This window comes from Micromonospora sediminicola (assembly GCF_900089585.1).
GTDB classification, from domain to species: Bacteria; Actinomycetota; Actinomycetes; order Mycobacteriales; family Micromonosporaceae; genus Micromonospora; species Micromonospora sediminicola.
The window spans coordinates 1,792,875-1,817,870 of the sequence record NZ_FLRH01000004.1; the positions used below are offsets into that span (position 1 = coordinate 1,792,875).

Consider the following 24,996-nt stretch of genomic DNA (forward strand, 5'->3'; position numbering starts at 1 on the left):
AGACTCGGCCCATGACGACGGGGAACGAGGTCCTGCTGGTCGCGCTGGTCGACCTGAGCGCCGACGCGCCGGCCGGGCGACGCTACGAGGACGCCGTGCTGGCGCTGCTCGACCGGCACGGCGGCCGGCTGGAACGGCGGTTGCGCACCGGGGACGGGCAGACCGAGGTGCACGTCATCCGCTTCACCGCCCGCGCCGGGCTGGACGCGTTCCTCGCCGACCCGGAGCGCGCCGCGCTGCGGGCCGAGCTGGGCGACGCCGCCCCCACCACCCGGGTGTTGGAGGTCCACGACGTCTGACCTGTCCCTCCCCCTCACTTCATCACGCTCCGACGCCGAGAACAAGACTTGATCTTGGCGCTGGCGGGGAGCAGGGTCGGGGCATGGACTTCGATCCCCTGGCCACCGCCCGCCGTGCCCTCTGGATCGGCGGCGGGCAGTGGGCCGGCAAGACCACGCTCGCCGTCACGTTGGCGTTGCGGCACGGGCTGACCGCCTACCTCTACGACCGCCACGACGCGCGGGGACACGACGACCGGCGGATCGCCGACCGGGTCCGCCGAGGAGAACCGCCGGACGGGCCCGACCCGGAGAAGACGTGGGTGGCGACCGACCCACGGCGGATGGCGGCCGAGACCCTCGCCGGGTTCCCGCGCCGCTTCGAGTGGGTGCTGGACGACCTGAGCGCCCTGGTCAGCGGAGGCCGGGTGATCGCCGAGGGCTGGGGGCTGCGTCCGGAACTGGTCGCGCCGGTGGTCGGGTCGACCCGGCAGATGGTGGTGCTGGTGCCGACGCCGGAGTTCCGCGCGTACCAGGTGGAACGGCTGCCCCGGGCGACCGCCCGACACCCCGGGGTGAGCGACCCGGAACGGGCCCGGCGCAACCGGATCGCCCGCGACGAGCTGGTCGCCGCCGACGCGGTCGCCGCCGCGCACGCGCTCGGGATCCGCGTGGTCGAGGTGGACGGCAGCCGGGACGCCGCGGCGATCGCCGCGTTGGTCACCGACCACTTCGCCGGGTACCTGTGAAACGTCACTGCGACACGTGTACCGGGACGCTGGTGACCACGACGCCGGGCAGGGCCCGCAACGCCGCCCGCAACCGCTGCTCGGCCCGACTGTGCAGCAGCCGGTGCCGGCGTCGCCGCAGCACCACCTCCGGCACGATGACGGTCAGCGTCAGCTCCGGCCGGCTGCTGTGCAACGCCTCCAGATAGTGCGCGAGCGGCCCGATCACCGACCGGTACGGCGACACGATGGTCTCCAGCCGCAGGTGGTCGCCCCAGGCCCGCCACTGCTCGCGGAACCGGTCCGCCTCGGCCTCCTCCGGCGCGATGTGCACGGCCAGCGTCGGCCGACCGAGTGAGGTCGCGTACGCCAGGGCCCGCAGCGAGGCCCGGTTCAGCCGGGCCACCGGCACGATCACCAGGTGGCGTACCTGCTGGGGCAGTTCCTCGCCCTCGGCGGACCCGGCGGGGCCGGACGGACCCGGCGGGGGCGGGTGCAGCGCGAGGGCCCGGTGCAGCGTGGCGTAGTGCCGGTGGATCCGCCGGAAGAGCAGCACCAGCAGCGGCACCGCGACCACCACCACCCAGGCGCCCTCGGTGAACTTGGCGACCGCGGCGGTCACCAGCACCAGCCCGGACAGCGTCGCGCCGACCGCGTTGACCGCGAGCCGGCGCCGCCGCCCCGGGCCCGGCCGGCGGTGCCAGTGCACCACCATCCCGGTCTGCGACAGCGTGAAGGCGAGGAAGACGCCGACCGCGTAGAGCGGGATCAGCCGCTCGGTGTGCCCGCCGAAGGCGACGAAGACGCCCGCGGCGGCGAGGGCGAGCGCCACCAGGCCGTTGCTGAACGCCAGCCGGTCACCCATGTGCAGGAACCGGCGCGGCGCGTGGCCGTCGCGGGCCATGAAGAAGAGCAGCCGGGGGAAGTCGTTGAACGCGGTGTTCGCCGCCAGCAGCAGGATCAGCGCGGTGGTGGCCTGGAGGATCGCGTACCCGGGCCCACTGGGGAAGGTGACCCGGCCGAGCTGGGACAACAGCGTCTCGTCCGCGCGCGGCACCAGGCCGTCGAGGTGGATCAGCCCGACCAGACCGGCGAAGAGCGTGACCAGCATGGCGACCATCCAGCCCAGCGTCGTGCGGGCGTTGCGCCACTCGGTCGGGCGGAACGCGGGCACCGCGTTGGAGACCGCCTCGATGCCGGTCATCGACACCGCCCCGGAGGAGAACGCGCGCAGCACCAGCAGCAGGCCCAGCCCCTCCGTGGCGGGCACCGACGGCGGCGGCACCGGCGCGAAGCCGCGCGCCGCGGCCTTGGCGTAGCCGACCGCCAGCACCGCGAGGACCACCACCACGAAGGCGTACGTGGGCAGCACGAAGATGTTGCCGGCGGTACGTACGCCGCGCAGGTTGCCGGCGAGCAGCACGCCGATCACCAGGACCCCGAGCGGCACGGTCCACGGGGTGAGGCCGGGCAGCGCCGAGGTGACCGCGTGCACCCCGGCGGCCACCGACACGGACACGGTCAGCACGTAGTCGAGCATCAGCCCGGCCGCGGCGGCCAGCCCCGGCGTACGCCCGAGGTTGTCCCCGGCCACGATGTACGACCCGGCGCCGTGCGGGTAGGCCGGGATGGTCTGCCGGTAGGAGAGCCCGACCGCGACCATCAGCACGACGAGCAGCGCGGCCAGCGGCAGGGCGAGGCCGAGCGCGGCGCTGCCGGCCAGGACCAGCACGACGAGCATGGCCTCCGGCCCGTACGCGACGGAGCTGAGCAGGTCCGAGGAGAGCACCGGCAACGCGACCAGCTTGCGCATCCGCTCGTAGAGCACCGAGGAGCTGGCCAGCGGCGGGCCGACCAGGGTGCGGCGGATCCGGGTGACCGCCCGGCCGAACCGGTTGCCGGGCAGGTGCGCCGCGCCGGTGGCGACCAGTTCGTCCGGCTGCGCCACGGTGAACAGGTCGATCGGGGTGAGCCGGCCGAACCGGGTGGGCGCCGGGCGGCCCGCACGCCGGCCCGGCGTCGGGTCCACGGGCAGGTCGTCGGCCCGGCGCGGGCCGTGCCAGCGGGCGCCGATCCGGCCCAGCGCGGCCCGTTCCGCGTCGTCCAGCGGCGGGAACTCGGCCGAGGGCGTGACGACGGTGCCCTGCTCCGCCGCGTCGTGCCGGTCCGCCCCCACCCCCGCACTGTCGTGCACGGCGGCCTGGCCGGTGGCCGGAACGGCCACAGTTCGGCCGACCGGAATCAGCCGACGGCGACCGGTTCGAGCAGGTCGAGCACGTCGGTGAGGCAGGCCAGCTCCGGCCCGTCCCAGCCGTCGTCGGCGTTGAAGACCATGTGCCCGGCGAGGTCCGGCGCGGCCAGTCGGAACGCGCGCAGCCCCACCCGCTCCGCGCCGGTGAGTTCCTGGCTGCCGCCGTCGCCCACGTAGAGGCAGTCGGCCGGGGCGCGGCCGAGCCGGTGACAGGCGGCGAGGTAGAGCGCCGCGTCCGGCTTGCAGCGGCCCACCTGCACCGAGAACACCTGGGCGTCGAGCAGCGGGGCGACCGCGAGCTGGGGCAGGAACGCCGGCAGCTCGTGGGTGCAGTCGCTGACCAGCCCGGTGCGTACGCCCCGGCGGCGCAGCGTGGCCAGCACCGGCACCGCCTCCGGGCGCAGCCGGGTGTCGGCCCGGACGGCCCGGTGACGGGAGGCGACGGCGGCGCGGACGGCCGCGTCGGAGGGGCGTACGCCGACCTGCGCGCAGACCCACCGCATGGTCGACTCGGCGTCGCCGAAGAACCCGCTGGCCCGCTCGTAGAAGCTGCCGTCGAGCACCTCGACCAGCGCCTCGGTGGAGCAGCCGAGCAGTTCCGCGATGGTGCCGTGGGCGGCTCCGCGCTGGACGCTGTGGGTCAGGGTGCCGAAGAAGTCGAACAGCACCGCGCGGAACCTGAGCATGATGCGTGATCGTAACGGAGCGCTGACGTTCCGTGGTGTCGGGTGTCCGTGTGAGGATTGCTTTCCGTGCCCACCGCTCCGCACCGCCCACCGTTGGGCGCGCCGACCCTCGGCGCGCTCGCCCTGGCCGTCGCCGCTGTCTCCTCCTCCGCGCCGCTGGTGGCGTTCGCCGCCGCCCCGGCCCTGGCCATCGCGTTCTGGCGCAACACGTTGTCGGTCGCGGTGCTCGGCCCGGTGGCGCTGGCCCGACGGCGGGCCGAACTCCGCTCGCTCACCGTCGGGCCGGGCCGGCGGGAGGGGTTCTACTGCGTTCTCTCCGGGGTGGCGCTGGCCGCGCACTTCGCCACCTGGATGCCGAGCGCGCAGCTCACCACGGTGGCGGCCGCGACCGCGCTCGGCGCGACGCAGCCGGTGTGGCAGGGGTTGATCGCCCGCTGGCAGGGGCGGCGGCTCCCGGTCGCGGTCTGGGCCGGCATCGGGGTGGCGGTGCTCGGCGCGGCGCTCGCCACCGGCGCCGACTTCGCCGTCTCCGGCCGGGCCTTCGGCGGTGACCTGCTGGCCGTGGTCGGGGGCATGTTCGCGGCCGTCTACACCGCCTTCGGCGAGCGCGCCCGGGCCAGCATCAGCACCACCACCTACACCACGATCTGCTACGGCGTCTGTGCGGTGATCCTGCTGGTGGTCTGCCTGCTCGGCGGGGTCCGCCTGCACGGCTGGGACGGCGGGACGTGGCTGGCGATCATCGGCCTGGTGGCCGGCGCCCAGTTGCTCGGGCACTCGATGTTCAACTACGCCCTGCACCGGGTCTCCGCGACCACGGTCAGCGTGCTCATCCTGCTGGAGGCGCCCGGCGCGGCGCTGATCGGCTGGGCCTGGCTCGGCCAGTTGCCCCGACCGCTCGCGTTGCCCGGACTGGCGCTGCTGCTGGCCGGCGTGGCCGTGGTCGTGCTCGGTGGGGCGCGCGCCGGTCGCCGGGTCGAGCCGGTCCCGGTGCCGGCCGACGCCGCGCCCCTGAAGGACTGAGCGGACGATCAGCGGCGGCGGACCCTGTGCAGGCGGAACGGCTTGCGGACGGCCCGGACCGCCGGGGCCGGGCGGGGCTGCTCGGCCAACGAGTCGGCCGGCAGGTCGGCTCCGGTCACCGCCGTGCCGGCCGGCGTCAGCCGGTTGAGCGCACAGCCTTCGGCCGCCCACCGGGCCACCAGCTCGGCGGCCGACCCGGACGCGTTGAGCCGCTTCGCCGCCACCAGCGGGGCGGCGGTGTCCCACTCCTCGGCGCCCGGCCGCAGCCGGGTCACCCGGGCCGGCCAGCTGACGATCCGCCCGCCGTGGTCGCCGCGCAGCGTGACGTCGGCCGTGTCGGCGTCGGCCAGCCCGGGCGCGGCCTGCTCGCCGGGCCCGGTCACCACCAGCAGCGCGCCGTCCAGCGGCAGGCACCAGAGCGCGTACGCCGGGCCTCCGGCAACGCTCACCCAGCAGACGGCGGCCTTCTTCACCGCCTCGTCCAGCAGTGGCGGGGTCACCCGCTCGTCCACCTCGTCGCTCACCCCGCCATCCTCCCGCATCCCGCGCCCCGGCGCGCACAGCCCGGAGCCGGCGGCCCCGCCCGGCTCCGGCGTCTCCGCCCGGGCCGATGGGGCGGCGCTCGTCGCCCTTTCGAGCTGATATCAGAAACGACTCAGCCGGAAGCAGACCCGGAGCACGGGCCCGGCATAGCGGCCGTCCGTCCGCGACCACCGCACGACGGACCCTGACATCATCATCGACTCAGCTCGAAAGGCATCCGAAAGAGGGACCGCCCCGGGCCGCGTTCGGGCCGTCACCTGACCGGGACGGCCCAGCCGACGAAAGGGCGGGGACGGCCCAGCCGACGAAAGGGCGGGACGGCCCAGCCGACGAAAGGGCGGGACGGCTCAGCCGACGAAGGGCGGGACGCTGATCTCGCCGCGGGCCACCGGCACCACCTGGCCGAACACCGTCGCGCCCACCGCCGTCCCGCCGGCCGCGGTCACCGTGCAGGCCAGCGACGACGGGCGGTTGATCTCGACGCCCTGGCGTACCGCGTAGGCCGAGCGCCCCTCCCCGGGCAGCAGGCCGCTGGCGACCAGCCAGACTCCCAGGCCCAGGGCGGCCGAACCGGTCGCCGGGTCCTCCGGGACGCCGAGGCCGGGCACGAAGACCCGGGCGTGCGCGGTTTGCGCGTCGGCGTCCCAGGAGAAGAGGCTGACGTGCTCCACGCCGTACCGCTCCGCCGCCGCCGCGTCCAGCCTGGCCCGGGCCACCGCGTCCGACCGCACCGGGAGGTACGGGAACTCCAGGCCGCACCCGGCGACCCGGGGTGGCGGCCCGGCGTGGTCGGCCGCGGTCAGCCCGACGATCTCCAGCAGCGGCTCCGGGTCCAGCTCCGGGCCGAGGGTGGGGGTGCCGCCGGTCAGCGTCGCGCCGGTGGCGGTCACCTCGATCGGCAGCACCCCGGCGCCGCACTCCTGGGTGACCCTGCCCACACCGAACACGCCGCGCCGGCTCGCCGTCACCGCGGCGCCGACGCTCGGGTGCCCGGCGAACGGCAGCTCGTCGACCGGGGTGAAGATCCGGGCCCGGTAGGTCGCGCCGACCTGGGTGGGCGTCAGCACGAAGACCGTCTCCGACAGGTTGAACTCCTGCGCGAGCGCCTGCATCTGCTCGGTGGCGAGCGATTCCGCGCCGAACACCACGGCCAGCGGGTTGCCGGCGAACGGGCGATCGGTGAAGACGTCCACGATCTCGTAGGACAGGGTCGACATGTTGGTAGACACTAGGCCCTTAGGCTGGTGCCCGTGAGCACGCCGAACCGGGTCTACATCGCTCGACTCGCCGGAGTCGCCGTCTTCGACCCGAACGGCGACCAGGTCGGCCGGATCCGTGACGCCGTGGCCCGGATGCGTCCGACCCAGCGACCGCCGGAGGTGGTGGGGCTGGTCGCCGAGATGCCGATGCGGCGACGCATCTTCCTCTCCATCAACCGGATCACCTCCATCGACCCGGACGCCGTCGTGCTCGGCAGCGGCACCCTCAACCTGCGCCGCTTCGAGAAGCGTCCGAACGAGCTGCTGGTCCTTCAGGAGCTGCTCGACCGGCGGGTCCAGCTCGACTCCGGTCCGGCCGGTTCGGTGGTGGACGTGGCCATGGAGTGCAGCCGGGGCGGCGAGTGGGCGCTGACCCGGGTCGCCGTCCGCGAGCACACCAACCGGCTCACCCGCCGCGGCCACCTCCACCAGGTCGAGTGGGACCGGGTCCGCGGCCTGGGCGCGGTCGGCGACAACCGGGGTACGGCCAACCTGCTCGCCGTGCTGGAGGACATGCGCCCGGCCGACCTGGCCAACGCCCTCCAGGACCTGCCCGACGCCCGGCGCAACGAGGTGGCCGCCGCGCTCGACGACGAGCGCCTGGCCGACGTGCTGAGCGAGCTGCCCGAGCACGACCAGGTGGAGATCCTGGCCGCGCTGGACCGGGAACGGGCCGCCGACGTGCTGGAGGAGATGGACCCGGACGACGCCGCCGACCTGCTCAACGAACTGCCCCCGCCGGAGCAGGACGTGCTGCTCGACCTGATGGAGCCGGACGAGGCCGACCCGGTACGCCAACTGCTGCGTTACGCCTCCGGCACCGCCGGCAGCGTGATGACGTCGGAGCCGGTGATCCTGCCGCCGGACGCCACCGTCGCCGAGGCGCTGGCCCGGATCCGCGAGGTGCAGCTCTCGCCCGCGGTGGCCGCGCAGGTCTTCGTGACCCGGGCGCCGTTGACCACGCCGACCGGGCGCTACCTGGGTATGGTGCACTTCCAGCGGTTGCTCCGCGAACCCCCGGCCGACATGCTCGGCGGGATCGTGGTCAACGACATCGACCCGCTCCGCACGTCGACCCCGCTGCCCGAGATCACCCGCCGGATGGCCACCTACGACATGGTGGGGATGCCGGTGGTGGACGGGAACAACCGGCTGGTCGGCGCGGTGACCGTGGACGACGTGCTGGACCACTCCCTGCCGCGCGACTGGCGGGACCGGGACGCGGCGCCGACCCCGTCCGCCACCGACGACGGGACCGTGGACGATGACTGAGCAGCGACGCGGCGAGCGGCTGGACCAGCCGCGCGCCCCCCGGGGCCTGCATCTGCCCCGGATCGACGCGGACTCCTTCGGCCGGTGGGCCGAGGGGATCGCCCGGGGCATGGGCACGGCGAACTTCCTGGTCTACATGACCCTGGTCCTCGCCGCCTGGTTCCTGTGGAACACGCTCGCCCCGGCCGACCTGCGCTTCGACCCGTACACCTTCACGTTCCTGACCCTGATCCTCTCGCTCCAGGCCTCGTACGCGGCCCCGCTGATCCTGCTCGCGCAGAACCGGCAGGCGGACCGGGACCGGATCGCGCTGGACGAGGACCGGCGCCGGGCGACCATGCAGAAGGCGGACACGGAATACCTGGCCCGGGAGATCGCGGCCCTGCGGATCGCGATGGGCGACGTGGCGACCCGCGACTTCCTCCGCTCCGAGCTGGCCCGGCTGGCCGAGGAACTGGACGAGGCGGCCGAGCGGCGACGCAAGCTGGAACGGCGGCAGCAGGGGCAGGAGACCCGGCGCCGGGCCGGCGGCGACCCGCTCGACGAGCCCCGCGACGAGTTCGACGGTGACTACGCCCACGACGGCCGGCAGGAGAGCCCGACGTAACATTGCGGGCATGTCAGCACCCGTCAGCACCGTCTCCGACGCGATCCAGGCCGCCCTGGCCACCGTCAACGACCCGGAGATCCGTCGGCCGATCACCGAACTCGGCATGGTCCGCTCCGCCGAGCGCGACGACGACGGCGTGGTCCGGGTGGAACTGCTGCTCACCGTGGCCGGCTGCCCGCTGAAGGACAAGCTGCGCACCGACATCACCGCCGCCGTCGGCGCGGTGCCCGGCGTCAGCGGCGTCGAGATCATCTTCGGTGTGATGAGTCCGGAGCAGCGCCAGGAGCTGCAGTCCAAGCTGCGCGGCGGCGGCACCGCCGAGCCGGTGATCCCGTTCGCCCAGCCCGGCTCCCGGACCCGGGTCTACGCGGTCGCCAGCGGCAAGGGCGGCGTCGGCAAGTCCAGCGTCACGGTCAACCTGGCCGCCGCGCTGGCCGCCCGCGGCCTGTCGGTCGGTGTGGTGGACGCCGACATCTACGGCCACTCGGTGCCCCGGATGCTCGGCGCCGACGGCGCGCCGACCCGCGTCGAAGACATGATCATGCCACCGCAGTCACACGGCGTGAAGGTGATCTCGATCGGCATGTTCACCCCCGGCAACGCGGCGGTGGTCTGGCGCGGCCCGATGCTGCACCGGGCGCTGCAGCAGTTCCTCGCCGACGTCTACTGGGGCGACCTGGACGTGCTCCTGCTCGACCTGCCCCCGGGCACCGGCGACATCGCGATCTCGGTGGCACAACTGCTCCCGAACGCGGAGATCCTGGTCGTCACCACCCCGCAGGCGGCTGCCGCCGAGGTGGCCGAGCGGGCCGGCGCCATCGCGCTGCAGACCCACCAGCGGGTGGTCGGCGTGATCGAGAACATGTCCTGGCTGGAGCTGCCGGACGGCTCCCGGATGGAGGTCTTCGGGGCCGGTGGCGGCGAGGCCGTGGCCGAGTCGCTGACCCGGACCATCGGCGCCCAGGTGCCGGTGCTGGGGCAGATCCCGATGGACACCCGGGTCCGCGAGGGCGGCGACGCCGGCCAGCCGATCGTGCTGGCCCAGCCGGACGCGCCCGCCGCGAAGGCCCTGTTCCAGGTGGCCGACCGGCTCGCGGTGCGCCGCGAGTCACTGCTCGGCAAGCCGCTCGGCCTGAAGCCGGCGGGCCGCTAGACCTCGATCCACCGCTCCCCCACCGCCCCCTTCCGGCCCGCCGGGAGGGGGCGGCTCACGTCCGCCCTGACCCCGCCCGTGCCGGTCGCCGGGACGGGATGGGTCAGGTGGCGTCGTCGTACGAGGGGCGCGGGGCCGGCGGGGTGGGGGCGGCCGGGGTCGCGACGGCGGGGCGGGGGCCCGGGTTGCGCAGGTCCGCGGCCTTCGCGACGTCCTTCAGCTCGTCGTGCACGCCGGTGACGTCGGAGCGCAGGTTGTCGTACATGCTCTGCAGCGGCTTGCGGAGCGCCTGCTCGTCCTCCTCGCTGAGCAGGTGCTTGCGGATGAACGCCTTGGGGTGCAGATCCTCGAGCTGGATGTCGGTGCCCAGCTCGCGGCTCAGGTCGCCGGTGGCGTTCCGCGCCATGTTGCGGAGGTTGCGGACCATCCGGAGGCCGTCGTTGATCACGTTGGGCAGCTTGTCCCCGAAGATCAACAGCGCCAGGAGCAGCAGGACGCCGATCTCCCACCAGTTCAGGTTCTCGAACACCGCGGCCTCCTCGTCCGTGTCCAGGGCAAGACTACGCACGTGAGGTGGCCGACGGGGAGGGGGTGACCCCTCCTCACTTCGCGTCGGCGGCGAGCGTCACCGACGCGTTCTGCCGCGACGACCCGCGCCGGTACTCCACCGTCACCACCGAACCCGGCGCGTACTTGCGCACCAGGGCCACCAGATCCGTCGGATCGGTCATCGGATGCCCGTTCAGCCGGAGCACCACGTCCCCGGTGCGCATCCCGGCCGCCGCCGCCGGGCCGGCCGGCTCGACCGCGTTGAGGCGTACGCCGCCGCCGGTGACGCCGGTGCCGCCGACCTGGGCGCCGATCACGGTACGCCGGGCCTTGCCGGTGCCGATGATGTCCTCGGTGACCCGTTTCGCCTGGTTGATCGGGATGGCGAAGGCGAGGCCGATGTTGCCGGCCTCCTGCCCGTCCGCCACCAACGACTTGATCGTCGAGTTCACGCCGACCACCCGGCCGCCGCCGTCCACCAGCGGGCCGCCGGAGTTGCCGTGGTTGACCGCGGCGTCGGTCTGGATGGCCGCGTAGTAGCGGGTCGGGCCGCCCGGCTCACCGGCCTGCATGGTGCGGTCGAGCGCGCTGACGATGCCGGCGGTGACCGTGTTGGCCAGCGACAGCGGCGAGCCCATGGCGAGCACCGGGTCGCCCACGGCGAGCGCGTCGGAGTCGCCGAACTGCACCGGGGTCAGCCCGCTGCGGGTCACCTTGACCACCGCGATGTCCGACTCCGGGTCCTGCCCGACGACCGTCGCCGGGGTGGTGCTGCCGTCGTTGAAGATCACCGTGGCCTTGCCGGGCCCGTCGGCGACCACGTGGTCGTTGGTGACGATGTGCCCGTCGGTGCTCACCACGAAGCCGGAGCCCTCGCTGATGCCGCCGAGACTGGCCACCCGGATGGTGACCACGCTGGGCAGCACCCGCTCGGCGACCCCGGCGAGCGACTCGGGCTTGCGCTGGGCCAGCGCCGGGGCCTGCCCGGCCTGCGCGCCCAGGGTGGGCACGTCGCCGCCGCGCATCAGGGCGTAGGTCAGCGCGCTGCCCAGCGAGCCGGCCAGCAGCGCGGTGATCAACGAGATCAGCACCACCTGGCGCAGCCCCGGCCGGGTCGGCAGGTCCGGGTCGGTGACCGGCTCCGGCTCACCCGCCCCGTCGGGCGCGGCGGCCGGGACCACCACGGCCGCCGGCGCGTACGGATCCCGCCACGGGTCGGCCAGCGCGTCGGACCACCAGGGCGACGTCGTCCCACCCGCGGAACCCTGCGGTGGCTGCCCGGGCCCCGGCCCTCCCGCCGGTGCCGGCGCTCCGCCGGGCTGGCGCCAGTCCCAGCCGTCGGTCACGTCCGTGCCTCCCACTCCGTCCCGCACGCCCCGTGCCGGGCGCCGGCGGAGCCGGACGACCGTGACGCGCGGGACACCTCCAGGATTGCACGGATGCCCCGCGTGGAGTCAGGGGTTGCCGCCCGTGATCGTCCCACCGCCGACTCGCGGCTGCGCCCGTACCGGGTCGCCTCTACGCTCACAGTGCCAACCGACCCCTCGCACCAGCCCGCCCCCGGAGGTGTCCCATCGCCACGGTCGCCGGTCACGGCAGTTCGACGGCCCAGGCGCAGCAGTTCGCCGAGTCGTACGTCACCGAGGACCTCGTGCTGCGCACCGCCCGGGCGCTCGCCCGCGAGGTGGGCGTCGAGGCGGTGACGCCCGGCGCCGGCGCCGCGCTGCGACTGCTCGCCGCCGCCGGCAACGCCCGGGCGGTGGTCGAGATCGGCACCGGCACCGGGGTCAGCGGTGTCTGGCTGCTGCGCGGCATGCGCCCCGACGGCGTGCTCACCACGATCGACGTGGAGGTCGAGTACCAGCGCCTCGCCCGCCGACTGTTCCAGGAGGCGGGTTTCCCGTCGGGACGTACCCGGATCATCACCGGCCGGGCGCTCGACGTGCTGCCCCGCCTCGCCGACGGCGCCTACGACCTGGTCTTCGCCGACGCCGCGGCGACCGGCTTCGCGGCGTACGTGGACGCGGCGCTGCGGCTGCTGCGGCCCGGCGGCGTGCTCGCGCTCAACGGCGCCCTGGCCGGCGGCCGGATCGGCGACCCGGCCGCCCGGGACGTGGAGACGGTCACCGTGCGGGAGACCGTCAAGGCGATCCGCGAGTCCGAGCACTGGGTGCCGGCGCTGCTGCCGGTCGGCCACGGCCTGCTCGCCGCCGTGCGGAGCTGACCCGCCGCCGGTCAGCCCAGCGTCCCCAGCCAGCGCAGCAGCCCGCGTACGCCCCAGCCGGTCGCGCCCTTGACCAGTTCGCCGTGCACGTCGTCGGACCACGAGGGGGCGGACATGTCCAGGTGCGCCCAGCGGTCCCGCAGGTCGCCGGTGAACTCGCGGAGGAACAGCGCGGCCACCACCGAGCCCGCGCCCCGCGCCGGGGAGCTGTGCAGGTCGGCGATGTCGCTGGCCAGGTATTCCACGTAGTCGTCGGCGAGCGGCATCCGCCAGGCCCGCTCCCCGGCCGCCGAGATCGCGGCCAGCAGGCCCGCGGCCAGGTCGTCGTTCTCGCTGTAGAGCGCGGCGTGCCGCTTGCCCAGGGCCACCGCGTTCGCCCCGGTCAGCGTCGCGAGGTCGACCAGCAGGTCGGGCTTCAGCTCCCGCACGGCGTACGCCATGGCGTCGGCCAGCACCAGCCGGCCCTCGGCGTCCGAGTTGGTGCTCTCGCTGGTCAGGCCGCCGTAGTGCCGGATGATGTCGCCGGGGCGGAACGCCGAGCCGCTGACCATGTTCTCGGCGAGCGGGGCCAGCGTGGTGACCCGTACCGGCAGGCCCAGCGCGGCGGCGCCGAGCGTCGCGGCGACCACGGCGGCGGCGCCGGCCATGTCCTTGCGCATCAGTTTCATGGCGGGCACCGGCTTGATCGAGATGCCGCCGGTGTCGAACGTGATGCCCTTGCCGACCAGCACCACGTGGGTACGCGCGCCGGCCGGGCGCCAGTCCAGCTCGACCAGGCGCGGGCCGCGGGCGGAGCCGCCGCCGACGGCGAGGAGCCCGCCGAAGCCCTCGGCCGCCAACTCCCGCGGCTCGCGCACGCGCAGGTGCAGGTCGGGTCGGCCGGACGCGGCGGCGGCCACCTGGTCGGCGAACCACTCCGGGTGCTTCGTCGACGAGGGGGTGTTGGTCAGGTCCCGGGCCAGCACGGTCATCTCGGCCGTGGTCCGGGCCGCGGCCAGCGTGTCGGCGTGCGCCTGCGGGTCGGTCACCAGCAGGTCCACCCCGGCCAGGGACGGCCGCGCCCCGGCGTCGGTGAGGCGGTAGCGGTAGGAGCCGAGCAGCAGGCCCTCGGCGAGCCCGCGCAGCGCCGTCCCGGCGTCGTCGGGAAGTGCGATGGTGATCTGCGTCTCATCCTTGGCGGCGCGGGCCAGCGCGGCTCCGGCGATCCGCCAGTCCTGCTCGTCGCCGGCACCGACACCGAGCAGCCAGAGGCGGTCCGGGGCGGCGCCGGGGCGCAGGTGCTCGCGTACCTCGCCGGCGGCGCCGGTGAGTCGGGCGGCGGGCAGCAGCGCGCCCGCCTCGGCCCGGACGTCGTCGGCGGACGGGGCGGCGGTCGGCACCAGCACGGCCGGGGAGTCCGGCCCTCCGGGACGAACGGGCAGGACGAGGGTGTCGGGTCGCACGGACCCGCTCACCAGACGAATGGCCAGCACGCTGGACCGTACCTCCGAAAATGCTCTTAGCGGGACAGTTTGCCGCTCACTGGCCGATGAAGGCCCTGAGCCACCGGCCAAGCCGGTGGCTCAGGGTAGGACGAACCGGCCGCGCGGCGAACGCCGCGCGACCCGCTCCTCGCATCAGCCGGCAGCCGCCTTCAGTGCGTCACCCAGCGCGGTGGCCTCGTCGGGAGTCATCTCGACGACGAGCCGGCCACCACCCTCCAGCGGGACCCGCATGACGATGCCCCGGCCCTCCTTGGTGACTTCCAGCGGACCGTCGCCCGTCCGCGGCTTCATCGCCGCCATGTTGTCTCCCCTCAGACCTACACCAGGGTCGGTGGGTTGCCCCACAGCCACTTCGCCATCGCCACCCGCAAGCGTCGCGGAGGCGTCGACCAACGATTTTCCCTGATGAACACCGCCGGACCCAAACCGAAGCAGCATTGATGTAACAGCATCTAGCTTATCTTGGATAGGCCTGTCACAATGTGCGGTCATGCAGGCACGGTCGGCACTCTTCGACCTGTACGGCGACCACCTCCGCGCCAGGGGTGGCCGCGCACCGGTCGCCGCCCTGGTCAAGCTGCTCGCACCCCTCGGCATCGCCCCACCGGCGGTGCGCACCGCGGTCTCCCGGATGGTCCGCCAGGGCTGGCTGGAACCGCTCCGGCTGGCCTCCGGACCGGGATATTCGATCACCCCGAAGGCGGGCCGTCGACTCGACGAGGCGGCCTCCCGGATCTACCGGACCGGTCGGCACAGTTGGGACGGACGGTTCGACCTCCTGGTGCTGACGGCGCCCCCGTCCCGCCGGGACCGGCAACGGCTCGCCGCCAACCTCAGCTTCCTCGGCTACGGCACCCTCGACGACTGCACCTGGGTGGCCACCCGCCCCGGCGAGGACGTCGACCTGCTGCTCGCCGAGGCCGGCGTGCGCTACGAGCGGTTCACCGCCGCGCACGCCGCCGGCACGCCCGGCGCCATGGGCGTCGTCCGCCGGGCCTGGGACCTGTCCGAGATCGGCCGGGCGTACGAACGCTTCGTCGCCGAGCAGAAGCCGCTGCTCTCCGGCGTCACCGTGCGCAGCAGCGACGAGGACGCGTACGCGGCCCGGTTCCGGCTCGTGCACGCGTGGCGTACCTTCCTGTTCCAGGACCCGCAGCTGCCCCCGGCGCTGCTCCCCGAGCGCTGGCCGGGCACCAGCGCGGCCGGGTTCTTCGACCGGCACGCGGCCCGGCTCCGGCCGGCCGCCGACCGGTACGTCGAGCAGTGCCTCGACGCCAGCAACCGCCTCGCCCGACAGAAGGGTCGTTAGACACGTGACCGAGCCGCTGCTCGTCGACCGCACCGACGCCGTCGTCACCCTGACGCTGAACCGCCCGACGGCGATGAACTCGCTCGACGTGGCGCTCAAGGAGGCGCTCCGGGACGCCCTCGCCGAACTGGAGACCGACCGTTCCTGCCGGGCGGTCGTGCTCGCCGGCGCGGGTGGCTCGTTCAGCGCCGGGCAGGACCTGCGGGAGCACGTGCAGACGCTGGAGTCGGCCGACGCCGACCCGCTCGGCACGGTCCGGGCGCACTACAACCCGATCGCCGCCCGCCTGGCCAACCTGCCGAAGCCGGTGGTCGCCGCGGTGCGCGGGATGGCCGCCGGGGCCGGCGCCTCGCTGGCGTTCCTCGCCGACTTCCGGATCGGCGGCCCGAAGACCCGGTTCCTGATGGCGTTCGCCGGGGTCGGGCTGGCCGCCGACACCGGGGCCTCCTGGACCCTGCCCCGACTGGTCGGCCACGCCAAGGCGGTCGAGCTGCTGATGCTCGCCGAACCGGTCGGCGCCGAGGACGCGTGCCGGCTCGGCCTGCTCACCCGCCTGGTGGACGACGACGAGCAGGTGCTGCCGACCGCGCAGGAACTGGCCGCGCGGCTCGCGGCCGGGCCGACCGTCGCGTACGGGGCGATCAAGCGCCAGCTCTCCATCGCCGACGCCGGCACGCTGGCCGACGCGCTGGCCGCGGAGGCGCAGGCGCAGGCGATCTGTGGCGGCACCGCCGACCACCGCGCCGCCACCATGGCGTTCGTCAACAAGCAGAAGCCGGTGTTCGAGGGGCGCTGAGGCCGGTCAGTCGTCCTCCTCCGGATCCTGGTTGGCCTCCACGCCGAGCACGAACGCCTGCATGGCCAGCTCGTCGCCGGAGGGCGAGACGAACGCGGGCAGCTCACGCGGGCCCAGCTCCTGCACGTACGACCAGAAGATCCGGACCGCCTCGGCCCGGGTGGCCGCCTCGATCGGCAGGTCGAGGCTGACCAGCCAGGTGCGCCGCGCCGGCGGCGGGCCGAGCCGGTCGGCCAGCGCCCGCCACCGCGCGGGGTCGAGCGCGGCCACCGGGCCGTCGGGGGCCGGGCCGTCCACCGGCACCGGCTCGTCCAGCACCCGCCGGGTGTACGTCACCACGAGCCCCGCCGTCGCGTCGGACTGCGGGTCGTCCGGGTCCTCCCAGCTCCCCCCGGCGGTCGGGGCCTCCGGGGTCCCGGCGTCCCGGCTCCCGGGGGCGGCCGTCGCCGGGGCGGTCCGGGGCCCGGAAGCCGGCCTCGCCGGGGCGGTCCGGGGCCCGGAAGCCGGCCTCGCCGGGGCGTCGCGGGTCGTGGCGGTGGCCGGGGCCACCCGGCCGAGCGCCACCAGGCGCAGCGGCTCCTCGACCAGCACCGCCACCCGGTCGCCGGGCCGGGGCGCGGCTCCCGCCGGGAGGCCGGTCAGCTCCAGCACGTCGTGGTGCACCAGCCGCTCGGCCTCGTAGCGCTCGGCGGGCAGCAGCACCGCCCAGGCGCCCGGCCCGGTGTCACCGTCGGTCGTCGCGCTCGTACGCGGCTCGGTGTCGGTCATGCCCCAATCCCATCACGCCGTCGGGTCAGACCCCGGCCCGGTCGCCACTCACGTGACAGTCGGCGAGATGGTCGTCCACCATCCCGGTCGCCTGCATCAGCGCGTAGGCGGTGGTGGGGCCGACGAAGCGGAAACCACGCTTCTTGAGCGCCTTGGCCATGGCCGTCGACTCCGGGGTGATCGCGGGCACCTCGCCGAACGAGCCGGGTCGCGCGGCCCGGGGCGGCGGCGCGTAGGACCAGAGCAACGCGGAGAGCCCCTCGGGCAGCTCCAGCGCGGCCCGGGCGTTGGCGATCGCCGCCTCGACCTTCGCCCGGTTGCGGACGATCCCGGCGTCCGCCATCAGCCGGGCGACGTCGGCCTCGCCGTAGCCGGCCACCGTCTCGATCCGGAACCCGTCGAAGGCGAGCCGGAACGCCGGGCGCTTGCGCAGGATGGTCAGCCAGGAGAGGCCGGACTGGAACGCCTCCAGGGTGAGCCGCTCGTAGAGCGCGTCGTCGCCGCGCAGCGGCCGCCCCCACTCGTCGTCGTGGTAGACGGCGTAGTCGGGGGTGCTCGCTCCCCACGCGCAGCGGGCCAGCCCGTCGGCCCCGATCACCAGGTCAGTCACGCCCTACACGGTAGGTCAGCCCACCGACAGGCTCCCCATGCGCGGCTCGCGGCTCGCGGCTCGCGGCTTCGAGATCTTGGAACCGAACGGCCCCCATAGGGGCGCTACTCTTCCAAGATCTCCGCGACTCCTACCTGATGGGACGCGTGTCCCAGCAGGCATCCGGACGGATCGGACACGGGGTCAGGGCAGGCGGCCCTGTTCGACCAGGCGGGCGAACTTCTTCAACGCCTGGGTCAGGCTGAACTTCGAGCCGGGCCAGAGCACCGGCCAGGCGACCCGGCCCGCCGCGCCGCCCGGCAGGTGGAACCACTCGTGCCAGACCACCTGCGTCCGGTCCCGGTCCATCGGGGTGCAGCGCAGGACCCCCGGGCCACGCAGCAGCTTGCCGCAGTGGACCACCCCGACCTCGTACGGGGCGTCGACCCGCACCACCCGCATCTCGTCCCGCAGCACGGCCGGACCCAGCGCGGTGACCGCCTCGACCAGGCTGCCCTCGCCGCCGTCGCCCTCGACCACGCGGACCGTGGTGAGCGGGATCCAGTCCGACTGCCGCTCCCACGCGGTCAGCGCCGCGAAGACCCGCTCGGCCGGCGCGTCGACGATCACCGTCGCGGTGACCTCGGCGGCGCCGCGCCGGGCCGCCTCGGCGAAGTCGGCGGAACCCTCCGTGCCGGTCACGCCGACTCCGACCGGACCACCGGACCGCGTTCCCGGTCGTCGGCATCGGCGGCCGGCACGCTCCCGGCGGACGGTCCGGTGATGATCCCGTCGCCGGGCGGGGTGGTGTCCTCGACGGCCGCGGCGGCCGGAGCCTCCGCCACGCCCGCCTCGGCCGGGGCGCCCCCGGCGTCCGTCTCCGGCCCGGTGCCGGATCCCGGCGCGGGCGCCGAGAGGTCGATGGTCACCGGCCCGGCGGTCGTCGGATCGGCGATCGACGGGGCGGGCTCGGAGCTGCTCGCGGCGGCCTCCTCGCGGGCCCGGCGCAGCGCGTCGGCCTCCTCGGTGCGCCCCTCCCGCAACGCCGCGTTCTCGGCCTCCAGCACGCCGATCAGCTCGGACTTGTAGCCGATGTCGTACGCGGCCCGTCGCATCGCCGCGTCGACCTGGGCCATCCGGTAACCGCGCAGCGCGGTGTCGAAACGGACCTCGCTCACGTCGGACTCGTCGAGCGGTCGGGTGCCGGGCAGGGGTACGGCCCGCCCGTCCGGCTCGGTCGGGACCAGACCCGGATCACGCCCGGAGACCAGCACCGTCACCCCGAGCACCACCGCCGCGACGGTCAGCGCGACCACCAGAAGGAGCAGAACCTGACCCATGCAGAGATCGTGGCATGCGGGCCGGGATCGGGCGAGCCCTCCGCCACCTCCGACTCGGAAACGCCGCACTCCCCCCGAGCGGGGCGACCACGGATCGGGCCGGTGGGACCAGCGGAGGGCGGAGGCTCCGGACCGGATAGCGTCGGGTCGGCCCGCGACGACGGCCACCCGGGCGGGGAGACGAGGAGGCGGGCATGACGGGAGCGCTACGGCTCGGTGGGCGGACCTTCGCTCCCGGCGAGCTGGTGGTGATGGCGATCGTCAACCGGACGCCGGACTCGTTCTTCGACCGGGGCGCCACCTTCGCCGAGGACAGCGCGCTGCGCGCGGTGGAGCGGGCGGTGACCGAGGGCGCGGAGATCATCGACATCGGCGGGGTGAAGGCCGGCCCCGGCGACGAGGTGGACGTGGCCGAGGAGATCCGCCGGACGGTGGACACCATCGCCGCGGTCCGATCCGCCTTCCCGGACGTGGTCATCTCGATCGACACCTGGCGGGCCGAGGTGGCGGTGGAGGCGGTCGCGGCCGGCGCGGACCTGCTCAACGACACCTGGTCGGGGGCGGACCCGGCGCTCGCCCGGGTCGCCGCGGCGACCGGCGCGGGGCTGGTCTGCTCGCACGCCGGCGGGTTGGCCCCGCGTACCCGACCGCACCGGGCGGCCTTCGACGACGTGGTGGCGGACGTGGTCGGCACGGTCACCGGGCTGGCCGAACGGGCGGTGGGGCTGGGGGTGCGGCGGGACGGCATCCTGATCGACCCGGCGCACGACTTCGGCAAGAACACCCGGCACTCGTTGGAGATCACCCGTCGGTTGGGCGAGCTGACCGACACCGGGTGGCCGCTGCTGGTGGCGCTGTCGAACAAGGACTTCATCGGCGAGACGCTGGACCTGCCGGTGCCCGAGCGGCTGGAGGGGACGCTGGCCGCCACCGCGGTCTCGGCGTGGCTGGGCGCCCGGGTGTTCCGGGCCCACCAGGTGCGTCAGACCCGCCGGGTGCTGGACATGGTGGCCTCGATCCGGGGCGACCGGCCCCCGGCGGCGACCCGGCGCGGGTTGGCCTAGGGTCAGGTCCAGCGCAGGACGCCGCGCCGCCAGGCGTAGAGGATCCCGAGCGCCACGATCGCCACGAAGACGCCCATCTCCACCACGGTGGTCGCCCCGAACCCGGGGCGGTCGAAGACCAGCGCCCAGGGGAAGAGGAAGACCGCCTCGACCGCGAAGAGCACGTAGAGGTAGGCGTAGACGTAGTAGCGGATCTGCATCTGGGCCCAGTCGCCGCCGACCGGGTCGAGACCGCACTCGTACGTGGCCCGCTTGCCCCACGGCTCGGCCGGCCGGCTGGGACGTAACACCCGGTTGGCCGAGAACGCCGTGACGAAGAAGAGCACGGCGGCGAGCAGCAGCAGACCGAGTGTGGCGTACGAGCCGAGATATCCGGTCACGAGCGGAGCGTACCGGTCCCGTCCAGACGTCCCGGACACGTTACGAATTCGTTTCCTGGCGGGACTAGTGCCGGATGGCAACTGTCGCCGAATAATGAGACCTCGCTGAAACGTCCGGAGGACAGATGACCCGCCCCCGCGTTCGACCCGCTCGGCGGGTCGCGCACCGCCGTACCCTCGCGCTGTTCGCTCCCGCGCTGCTCGCCGCGGCCGCGACGGTCGTGGCGGTGGCGCCGGGGTGGGCCGCGGCCTCCCCCTCCCCGCTGGCCGGCGTGGTCCACGCGGCGGCGCCGGGCGACCCGGGCGACCCGGACGGTCCGGGCGGCGAGCCCGGCGGCGACCCGACCGAGCCGACGCCCACCGGCGACCCGACCACCACCGCGCCGGAACCGACCACCCCGCCCCCGACCGAGGAGGCCCCGCCGCCCACCACGCCGCCGGCGCCGGTCACCACCGCCCCCGTGCCGCCGACCACGGCCCCGGTCGTGCCGGCGCCCACCACCACGGCGCCCACCACCACCGCGCCGGCGCCGCCGCCCGTGGTGCCGCCGGTCCAGCCCCCGCCCCCGCCGCCGACCCAGCCGGCCGGCGGCCCGCTGGGCGTGCAGGTCTCCACCGACGACGTGGTGCTGACCCCGGACTACTGGAACGCCGACAGCACGGTGACCACGCTGCGGGTGACGGTGACCAACACCGGCGGGCGGGCGGAGCAGATCAGCCTCGGATACAGCCTGCCGGCCGGCCTGACCGACGCCGGCACGCCGGGCTGCGCGCCCGCCGGCGGCGGCAACCACCGGTGCGGCGGGTGGACCGCCGCGCCGGGCGCCCGGTTCAGCGCGACCATCCGGGTACGCGTCGCCGCGGACGCCTGGCGGGCCATGCCGCTGAGCGGCGTGGTCCAGGTGACCGCCGTCGCGCCCGGTGCCACCGGGGCGGCGTACGACGACGAGGGCTTCGCGGTGCTGTTCCCGCCCGGGCCCCCGGTGCCGGGCATCTCGCTGCGGGCCGACGAGGTGCTCTTCGACATCAGTGGCGCGCCGAGCACGCTGACCGTCCGGCTCGGCAACACCGGCGAGGTGGACGCCACCGGCCGGGTGGAGGTGCTGCTGCCGGCCGGGGTGACCGTCGGGGCCGGCGACACCGGCTGCGCCGCGCTGGCGCCGGACCGGGCGCGGTGCGAGCTGGGCAGCCTGCCCTCGGGCCGGACCGCCACGCTGCGGCTGCCGGTGACCGCCTCGCCGGAGGCGCAGCGGATGGCGCCGCTCGCCGGCGCGGTGATCGGCCGGCTGGACCCGCGCAGCGGGCGGGACCGGCAGGTGCAGATGAGCTTCCGGATCAGCGCGGCGGCGGCGCAGGCCACGCCGGCGGCCGGCGCGCCCACCCCCACCGGGTCGCAGGGCGTGCTGGCCGCGGAGAGCCGGGCCGACGACGACGAGTCGTCGGTGCAGCGCACCGCGATCGCCCTGATCACCGTGTCCGGGTTGCTGGTCGTGCTGGCGCTGGCCCTGGCCACGCGCTCGCTGCGCCGTCGCAGCGAGATCGGCGCGCCGGACCCGGCCGGGCCGTCGACCGCGGAGCGGTGAGACGAATCCGGCGGTGATCTGAATTACGGCCGCCGGTACTAAACGCTGCAAAGCGGGGCATACACCGGCCCGTTCGGGTCCCACACGTCGGACCTCCACCAAGGGGGCCCTAACCGGGCGACGTAGGCTCTGACGTGAGAAACGGAGCGGGCCGCGCCGGTGAGGGCGACGGCGCTCAGCGAAGCGAGGTGCGGGCGTGACCAAGCAGATCCGTCAACTGGACCGGGTGGTCATCCGGTTCGCCGGCGACTCCGGCGACGGCATGCAGCTCACCGGCGACCGGTTCACCTCGGAGACGGCGCAGCTGGGCAACGACATCTCCACGTTGCCCAACTTCCCGGCCGAGATCCGCGCTCCCGCCGGCACGCTGCCGGGTGTGTCGAGCTTCCAGGTGCACTTCGCCGACTACGACATCCTGACGCCGGGCGACGCGCCGAACGTGCTGGTGGCGATGAACCCGGCCGCGTTGAAGGCGAACCTGGCCGACCTGCCGCGCGGGGCGGACATCATCGTCAACACCGACGAGTTCACCCGGCGCAACCTGGCCAAGGTCGGCTACGCGACCAGCCCGTTGGACGACGACTCGCTCGCCGGCTACGCGGTGCACCCGGTCGCGCTCACCTCGATGACGATCGGCGCGCTGGCCGCACACGACGTGTCCAAGAAGGACGCCGAGCGGGCCAAGAACATGTTCGCGCTCGGGCTGCTGAGCTGGATGTACTCCCGCCCGTACGAGTCGACGCTGCGGTTCCTGGAGCGCAAGTTCGCGGCCCGCCCCGAGCTGGTGGCGGCGAACGTGGCCGCGTTCCGGGCCGGCTGGAACTTCGGCGAGACCACCGAGGACTTCTCGGTCCGGTACGAGGTCAAGCCGGCGAAGATGCTGCCGGGCACCTACCGCAACATCACCGGCAACGCGGCGCTGTCGCTGGGCCTGGTGGCCGCCGGGGTGCGTTCCGGGCTGCCGGTGTTCCTCGGCGCCTACCCGATCACCCCGGCCTCGGACATCCTGCACGAGCTGAGCAAGCACAAGAAGTTCGGCGTGGTCACCATGCAGGCCGAGGACGAGATCGCCGCGGTCGGCGCGGCGCTCGGCGCGTCGTACGGCGGCGCGCTCGGCATCACCACCACGAGTGGTCCGGGCGTGGCGCTGAAGAGCGAGACGATCTCCCTGGCGGTGGCGCTGGAGCTGCCGCTGGTCATCGTCGACGTGCAGCGGGCCGGGCCGTCCACCGGCATGCCCACCAAGACCGAGCAGGCCGACCTGAACATGGCCCTGTACGGCCGGCACGGTGAGGCCCCGGTCGCGGTGGTCGCGCCGAAGTCGCCGTCGGACTGCTTCCACGCGGCGTTGGAGGCGGCCCGGATCGCGCTCACCTACCGCACGCCGGTGATCCTGCTCTCCGACAACTACGTGGCCAACGGCTCCGAGCCGTGGCTGCTGCCGGACGTGGAGTCCCTGCCCGACCTGCGGGTCGAGTTCGCCACCGAGCCCAACGGCGAGGACGGCACCAGCTTCCTGCCCTACCTGCGGGACCCGCAGACGCTGGCCCGCCCGTGGGCGGTGCCCGGCACCCCGGGCCTGGAGCACCGGATCGGCGGCCTGGAGAAGGCCGACAAGACCGGCGACATCTCGTACGACCCGGCCAACCACGACTTCATGGTGCGGACCCGGGCGGCGCGGATCGAGACCATCCCGGTGCCCGACGTCGAGGTGGAGGACCCGGACGGCGACGCCCGGGTGCTGGTGCTGGGTTGGGGCTCGACGTACGGGCCGATCGGCGCCGCCTGCCGGGGCCTGCGCCAGCGCGGGCTGTCGGTGGCCCAGGCGCACCTGCGCCACCTGGCCCCGATGCCGGCCAACCTCGGCGAGGTGCTGCGCTCCTACGACCGGGTGGTCGTCCCCGAGATGAACCTCGGCCAGCTCGCCCACGTGATCCGGGCGAAGTACCTGGTCGACGCGATCGGCTACAACCAGGTCCGCGGCCTGCCGTTCACCGCCGCGGAGCTGGAGACGATGCTGGAAGAGGTCCTGAAGAATGTCTGAGCCCGTCGCCCTGAAGCTCACCGCCAAGGACTTCAAGTCCGACCAGGAGGTGCGCTGGTGCCCCGGTTGCGGCGACTACGCCATCCTGGCCGCCGTGCAGGGCTTCATGCCGGAGCTGAACATCGCCCGGGAGAACACCGTCTTCGTCTCGGGCATCGGCTGCTCGTCACGCTTCCCGTACTACATGAACACGTACGGGATGCACTCGATCCACGGCCGCGCCCCGGCGATCGCCACCGGCCTGTCGGTGTCCCGGCCGGACCTGTCGGTCTGGGTGGTCACCGGTGACGGCGACGCGCTCTCCATCGGCGGCAACCACCTGATCCACGCGCTGCGCCGCAACGTGAACTTCAAGATCCTGCTGTTCAACAACCGGATCTACGGCCTCACCAAGGGTCAGTACTCGCCCACCTCCGAGGTCGGCAAGGTCACCAAGTCGACCCCGGTCGGGTCGGCGGACGCCCCGTTCAACCCGTTGTCGCTGGCGTTGGGCGCCGAGGCCACGTTCGTGGCCCGGACCATCGACTCGGACCGCAAGCACCTCCAGTCGGTGCTGCGGGCGGCGGCGGAGCACCAGGGCTCGGCGTTCGTGGAGATCTACCAGAACTGCAACATCTTCAACGACGGCGCGTTCGACCCGCTCAAGGAGCCGGCCACCCGGGACGACTTCCTGATCCGGCTGGAGCACGGGCAGCCGATCACGTTCGGCAAGGACGGCCAGTTCTGCGTCGTCCACCCGCCGGGCGGCTTCGGGCTGGAGGTCCGGGAGACCTCGGCCACCCCGGCCGAGGAGATCGTCGTGCACGACGCCACGGTCGCCGACCCGGCGTACGCGTTCGCGCTGTCCCGCCTGCCCGGGCTCGACCTGCGCAACACCCCGATCGGGGTGTTCCGGTCGGTCGGCCGCCCGTCCTACGACAGCGTGGTGCAGGAGCAGGTCGCCGCGGCGCGGGCCGCTGTCGACCAGACCCCGGAGCAGCAGCTCTCCGCGCTGCTCGGCAGCGGCGACACCTGGACCATCCTCTGACCGGTCACTGACCCGCCGACGCGAAGGGCGGGCCGT

General features: G+C 74.4%; 26 protein-coding genes. 13 read left to right on the forward strand and 13 right to left on the reverse strand.

Annotated features, from left to right (window positions below; translation table 11 throughout):
* Positions 1-11: 11 nt before the first annotated feature.
* Together GA0070622_RS29965 and GA0070622_RS33350 are read left to right on the forward strand one after the other, a co-directional pair.
* The gene (locus GA0070622_RS29965; RefSeq protein ID WP_091582686.1) at positions 12-299 is read left to right on the forward strand and encodes a DUF1330 domain-containing protein; all 288 of its coding nucleotides are present in this window, start codon (positions 12-14) and stop codon (positions 297-299) included.
* 83 nt (positions 300-382) lie between these two features.
* Positions 383-1,027 (forward strand): hypothetical protein, encoded by a 645-nt coding sequence (locus tag GA0070622_RS33350; protein ID WP_091582689.1) that lies wholly within the window; start codon positions 383-385, stop codon positions 1,025-1,027.
* 4 nt (positions 1,028-1,031) lie between these two features.
* Here GA0070622_RS33350 and GA0070622_RS29975 read toward each other — a convergent pair whose 3' ends face one another.
* A complete protein-coding gene (locus tag GA0070622_RS29975) occupies positions 1,032-3,182 on the reverse strand; it encodes an APC family permease (protein WP_091584235.1) in 2,151 nt (716 codons plus the stop codon).
* 65 nt (positions 3,183-3,247) lie between these two features.
* The gene (locus GA0070622_RS29980) at positions 3,248-3,943 is read right to left on the reverse strand and encodes an HAD family hydrolase (RefSeq protein ID WP_091582694.1); all 696 of its coding nucleotides are present in this window, start codon (positions 3,941-3,943) and stop codon (positions 3,248-3,250) included.
* A 66-nt stretch (positions 3,944-4,009) separates the two neighbouring features.
* On the opposite strand from GA0070622_RS29980, the gene GA0070622_RS29985 reads away from it, so the two are divergent.
* Entirely contained in the window at positions 4,010-4,966 is a 957-nt protein-coding gene (locus GA0070622_RS29985) for a DMT family transporter (protein ID WP_091582698.1), read from the forward strand.
* A gap of 8 nt (positions 4,967-4,974) precedes the next feature.
* Here the strand turns inward: GA0070622_RS29985 and GA0070622_RS29990 are convergent, their stop codons facing one another.
* Both GA0070622_RS29990 and GA0070622_RS29995 read right to left on the reverse strand, forming a co-directional pair.
* A complete protein-coding gene (locus tag GA0070622_RS29990) occupies positions 4,975-5,508 on the reverse strand; it encodes a hypothetical protein (RefSeq protein ID WP_176710594.1) in 534 nt (177 codons plus the stop codon).
* A gap of 348 nt (positions 5,509-5,856) precedes the next feature.
* The gene (locus GA0070622_RS29995) at positions 5,857-6,726 is read right to left on the reverse strand and encodes a PhzF family phenazine biosynthesis protein (RefSeq protein WP_091582703.1); all 870 of its coding nucleotides are present in this window, start codon (positions 6,724-6,726) and stop codon (positions 5,857-5,859) included.
* A 33-nt stretch (positions 6,727-6,759) separates the two neighbouring features.
* Here GA0070622_RS29995 and GA0070622_RS30000 point away from each other — a divergent pair, with 33 nt between their 5' ends.
* From GA0070622_RS30000 to GA0070622_RS30010, 3 genes are read left to right on the forward strand one after another with little or no spacing between them, the layout of a single operon-like run.
* Positions 6,760-8,040: a magnesium transporter MgtE N-terminal domain-containing protein gene (locus tag GA0070622_RS30000; protein ID WP_091582706.1), complete on the forward strand. Its 1,281-nt coding sequence runs from the start codon at positions 6,760-6,762 to the stop codon at positions 8,038-8,040.
* Positions 8,033-8,647 (forward strand): DUF1003 domain-containing protein, encoded by a 615-nt coding sequence (locus GA0070622_RS30005; protein WP_091582711.1) that lies wholly within the window; start codon positions 8,033-8,035, stop codon positions 8,645-8,647. The genes GA0070622_RS30000 and GA0070622_RS30005 overlap by 8 nt, the downstream gene beginning before the upstream one ends.
* Before the next feature lie 10 nt (positions 8,648-8,657).
* Positions 8,658-9,803, forward strand: a complete 1,146-nt coding sequence (locus GA0070622_RS30010; RefSeq protein ID WP_091582715.1) for an Mrp/NBP35 family ATP-binding protein — start codon at positions 8,658-8,660, stop codon at positions 9,801-9,803.
* A gap of 103 nt (positions 9,804-9,906) precedes the next feature.
* On the opposite strand, the gene GA0070622_RS30015 is transcribed toward GA0070622_RS30010, so the two are convergent.
* Together GA0070622_RS30015 and GA0070622_RS30020 are read right to left on the reverse strand one after the other, a co-directional pair.
* Positions 9,907-10,332 carry a twin-arginine translocase TatA/TatE family subunit gene (locus tag GA0070622_RS30015; RefSeq protein ID WP_091582719.1) on the reverse strand — a complete coding sequence of 142 codons (426 nt, stop codon included), beginning with the start codon at positions 10,330-10,332 and terminating at the stop codon, positions 9,907-9,909.
* A gap of 73 nt (positions 10,333-10,405) precedes the next feature.
* On the reverse strand, positions 10,406-11,713 hold the full coding sequence (locus GA0070622_RS30020) for a S1C family serine protease (RefSeq protein WP_176710595.1): 1,308 nt from the start codon (positions 11,711-11,713) through the stop codon (positions 10,406-10,408).
* A 212-nt stretch (positions 11,714-11,925) separates the two neighbouring features.
* On the opposite strand from GA0070622_RS30020, the gene GA0070622_RS30025 reads away from it, so the two are divergent.
* Entirely contained in the window at positions 11,926-12,576 is a 651-nt protein-coding gene (locus tag GA0070622_RS30025) for an O-methyltransferase (RefSeq protein ID WP_255292681.1), read from the forward strand.
* 11 nt (positions 12,577-12,587) lie between these two features.
* Here GA0070622_RS30025 and GA0070622_RS30030 read toward each other — a convergent pair whose 3' ends face one another.
* Both GA0070622_RS30030 and GA0070622_RS30035 read right to left on the reverse strand, forming a co-directional pair.
* The gene (locus GA0070622_RS30030; RefSeq protein WP_091582732.1) at positions 12,588-14,048 is read right to left on the reverse strand and encodes a leucyl aminopeptidase family protein; all 1,461 of its coding nucleotides are present in this window, start codon (positions 14,046-14,048) and stop codon (positions 12,588-12,590) included.
* A gap of 144 nt (positions 14,049-14,192) precedes the next feature.
* Positions 14,193-14,360, reverse strand: coding sequence for a DUF3117 domain-containing protein (locus GA0070622_RS30035; protein WP_013283866.1), 168 nt, complete (start codon positions 14,358-14,360; stop codon positions 14,193-14,195).
* Between the two features lie 190 nt (positions 14,361-14,550).
* Between GA0070622_RS30035 and GA0070622_RS30040 the strand changes: the two genes are divergently transcribed.
* Both GA0070622_RS30040 and GA0070622_RS30045 read left to right on the forward strand, forming a co-directional pair.
* Positions 14,551-15,369, forward strand: a complete 819-nt coding sequence (locus GA0070622_RS30040) for a PaaX family transcriptional regulator (RefSeq protein ID WP_091582737.1) — start codon at positions 14,551-14,553, stop codon at positions 15,367-15,369.
* Between the two features lie 4 nt (positions 15,370-15,373).
* Positions 15,374-16,165 carry an enoyl-CoA hydratase/isomerase family protein gene (locus GA0070622_RS30045; RefSeq protein WP_091582740.1) on the forward strand — a complete coding sequence of 264 codons (792 nt, stop codon included), beginning with the start codon at positions 15,374-15,376 and terminating at the stop codon, positions 16,163-16,165.
* A gap of 6 nt (positions 16,166-16,171) precedes the next feature.
* Here GA0070622_RS30045 and GA0070622_RS30050 read toward each other — a convergent pair whose 3' ends face one another.
* From GA0070622_RS30050 to GA0070622_RS30065, 4 genes are all read right to left on the reverse strand, one after another.
* Entirely contained in the window at positions 16,172-16,933 is a 762-nt protein-coding gene (locus GA0070622_RS30050) for a serine/threonine-protein kinase (RefSeq protein ID WP_091582743.1), read from the reverse strand.
* A 25-nt stretch (positions 16,934-16,958) separates the two neighbouring features.
* Positions 16,959-17,543: a DNA-3-methyladenine glycosylase I gene (locus GA0070622_RS30055; RefSeq protein ID WP_091582747.1), complete on the reverse strand. Its 585-nt coding sequence runs from the start codon at positions 17,541-17,543 to the stop codon at positions 16,959-16,961.
* Positions 17,544-17,726: 183 nt separating this feature from the next.
* Positions 17,727-18,224 carry an SRPBCC family protein gene (locus tag GA0070622_RS30060; protein ID WP_091582751.1) on the reverse strand — a complete coding sequence of 166 codons (498 nt, stop codon included), beginning with the start codon at positions 18,222-18,224 and terminating at the stop codon, positions 17,727-17,729.
* On the reverse strand, positions 18,221-18,862 hold the full coding sequence (locus GA0070622_RS30065; protein ID WP_091582754.1) for a DivIVA domain-containing protein: 642 nt from the start codon (positions 18,860-18,862) through the stop codon (positions 18,221-18,223). Before GA0070622_RS30065 ends, GA0070622_RS30060 begins: the two co-directional genes overlap by 4 nt.
* Positions 18,863-19,056: 194 nt before the next feature.
* Between GA0070622_RS30065 and folP the strand changes: the two genes are divergently transcribed.
* Positions 19,057-19,926 (forward strand): dihydropteroate synthase, encoded by an 870-nt coding sequence (folP, locus tag GA0070622_RS30070; protein ID WP_091582757.1) that lies wholly within the window; start codon positions 19,057-19,059, stop codon positions 19,924-19,926.
* Positions 19,927-19,928: 2 nt separating this feature from the next.
* On the opposite strand, the gene GA0070622_RS30075 is transcribed toward folP, so the two are convergent.
* The gene (locus GA0070622_RS30075; RefSeq protein WP_013473888.1) at positions 19,929-20,306 is read right to left on the reverse strand and encodes an NADH-quinone oxidoreductase subunit A; all 378 of its coding nucleotides are present in this window, start codon (positions 20,304-20,306) and stop codon (positions 19,929-19,931) included.
* A 125-nt stretch (positions 20,307-20,431) separates the two neighbouring features.
* Here GA0070622_RS30075 and GA0070622_RS30080 point away from each other — a divergent pair, with 125 nt between their 5' ends.
* From GA0070622_RS30080 to GA0070622_RS30090, 3 genes are all read left to right on the forward strand, one after another.
* Positions 20,432-21,889, forward strand: a complete 1,458-nt coding sequence (locus GA0070622_RS30080) for a hypothetical protein (protein ID WP_091582761.1) — start codon at positions 20,432-20,434, stop codon at positions 21,887-21,889.
* Between the two features lie 196 nt (positions 21,890-22,085).
* Positions 22,086-23,933 (forward strand): 2-oxoacid:acceptor oxidoreductase subunit alpha, encoded by a 1,848-nt coding sequence (locus GA0070622_RS30085; RefSeq protein ID WP_091582764.1) that lies wholly within the window; start codon positions 22,086-22,088, stop codon positions 23,931-23,933.
* Complete coding sequence (locus GA0070622_RS30090) at positions 23,926-24,960, forward strand: 2-oxoacid:ferredoxin oxidoreductase subunit beta (RefSeq protein ID WP_091582768.1); 1,035 nt, start codon at positions 23,926-23,928, stop codon at positions 24,958-24,960. The genes GA0070622_RS30085 and GA0070622_RS30090 overlap by 8 nt, the downstream gene beginning before the upstream one ends.
* The last annotated feature ends 36 nt before the right edge of the window (positions 24,961-24,996 follow it).

Coding starts and splice junctions, on each gene's coding strand:
- GA0070622_RS30090 (WP_091582768.1), top strand. CDS start 23,926: ATGTCTGAGCCCGTCGCCCTGAAGCTCACCGCCAAGGACTTCAAGTCC.
- GA0070622_RS30010 (WP_091582715.1), top strand. CDS start 8,658: ATGTCAGCACCCGTCAGCACCGTCTCCGACGCGATCCAGGCCGCCCTG.
- GA0070622_RS30050 (WP_091582743.1), bottom strand. CDS start 16,933: ATGACCGACACCGAGCCGCGTACGAGCGCGACGACCGACGGTGACACC.
- GA0070622_RS33350 (WP_091582689.1), top strand. CDS start 383: ATGGACTTCGATCCCCTGGCCACCGCCCGCCGTGCCCTCTGGATCGGC.
- GA0070622_RS29990 (WP_176710594.1), bottom strand. CDS start 5,508: ATGCGGGAGGATGGCGGGGTGAGCGACGAGGTGGACGAGCGGGTGACC.
- GA0070622_RS30040 (WP_091582737.1), top strand. CDS start 14,551: ATGCAGGCACGGTCGGCACTCTTCGACCTGTACGGCGACCACCTCCGC.
- GA0070622_RS29980 (WP_091582694.1), bottom strand. CDS start 3,943: ATGCTCAGGTTCCGCGCGGTGCTGTTCGACTTCTTCGGCACCCTGACC.
- GA0070622_RS29995 (WP_091582703.1), bottom strand. CDS start 6,726: ATGTCGACCCTGTCCTACGAGATCGTGGACGTCTTCACCGATCGCCCG.
- GA0070622_RS29965 (WP_091582686.1), top strand. CDS start 12: ATGACGACGGGGAACGAGGTCCTGCTGGTCGCGCTGGTCGACCTGAGC.
- GA0070622_RS30080 (WP_091582761.1), top strand. CDS start 20,432: ATGACCCGCCCCCGCGTTCGACCCGCTCGGCGGGTCGCGCACCGCCGT.
- folP (WP_091582757.1), top strand. CDS start 19,057: ATGACGGGAGCGCTACGGCTCGGTGGGCGGACCTTCGCTCCCGGCGAG.
- GA0070622_RS30005 (WP_091582711.1), top strand. CDS start 8,033: ATGACTGAGCAGCGACGCGGCGAGCGGCTGGACCAGCCGCGCGCCCCC.
- GA0070622_RS30035 (WP_013283866.1), bottom strand. CDS start 14,360: ATGGCGGCGATGAAGCCGCGGACGGGCGACGGTCCGCTGGAAGTCACC.
- GA0070622_RS30065 (WP_091582754.1), bottom strand. CDS start 18,862: ATGGGTCAGGTTCTGCTCCTTCTGGTGGTCGCGCTGACCGTCGCGGCG.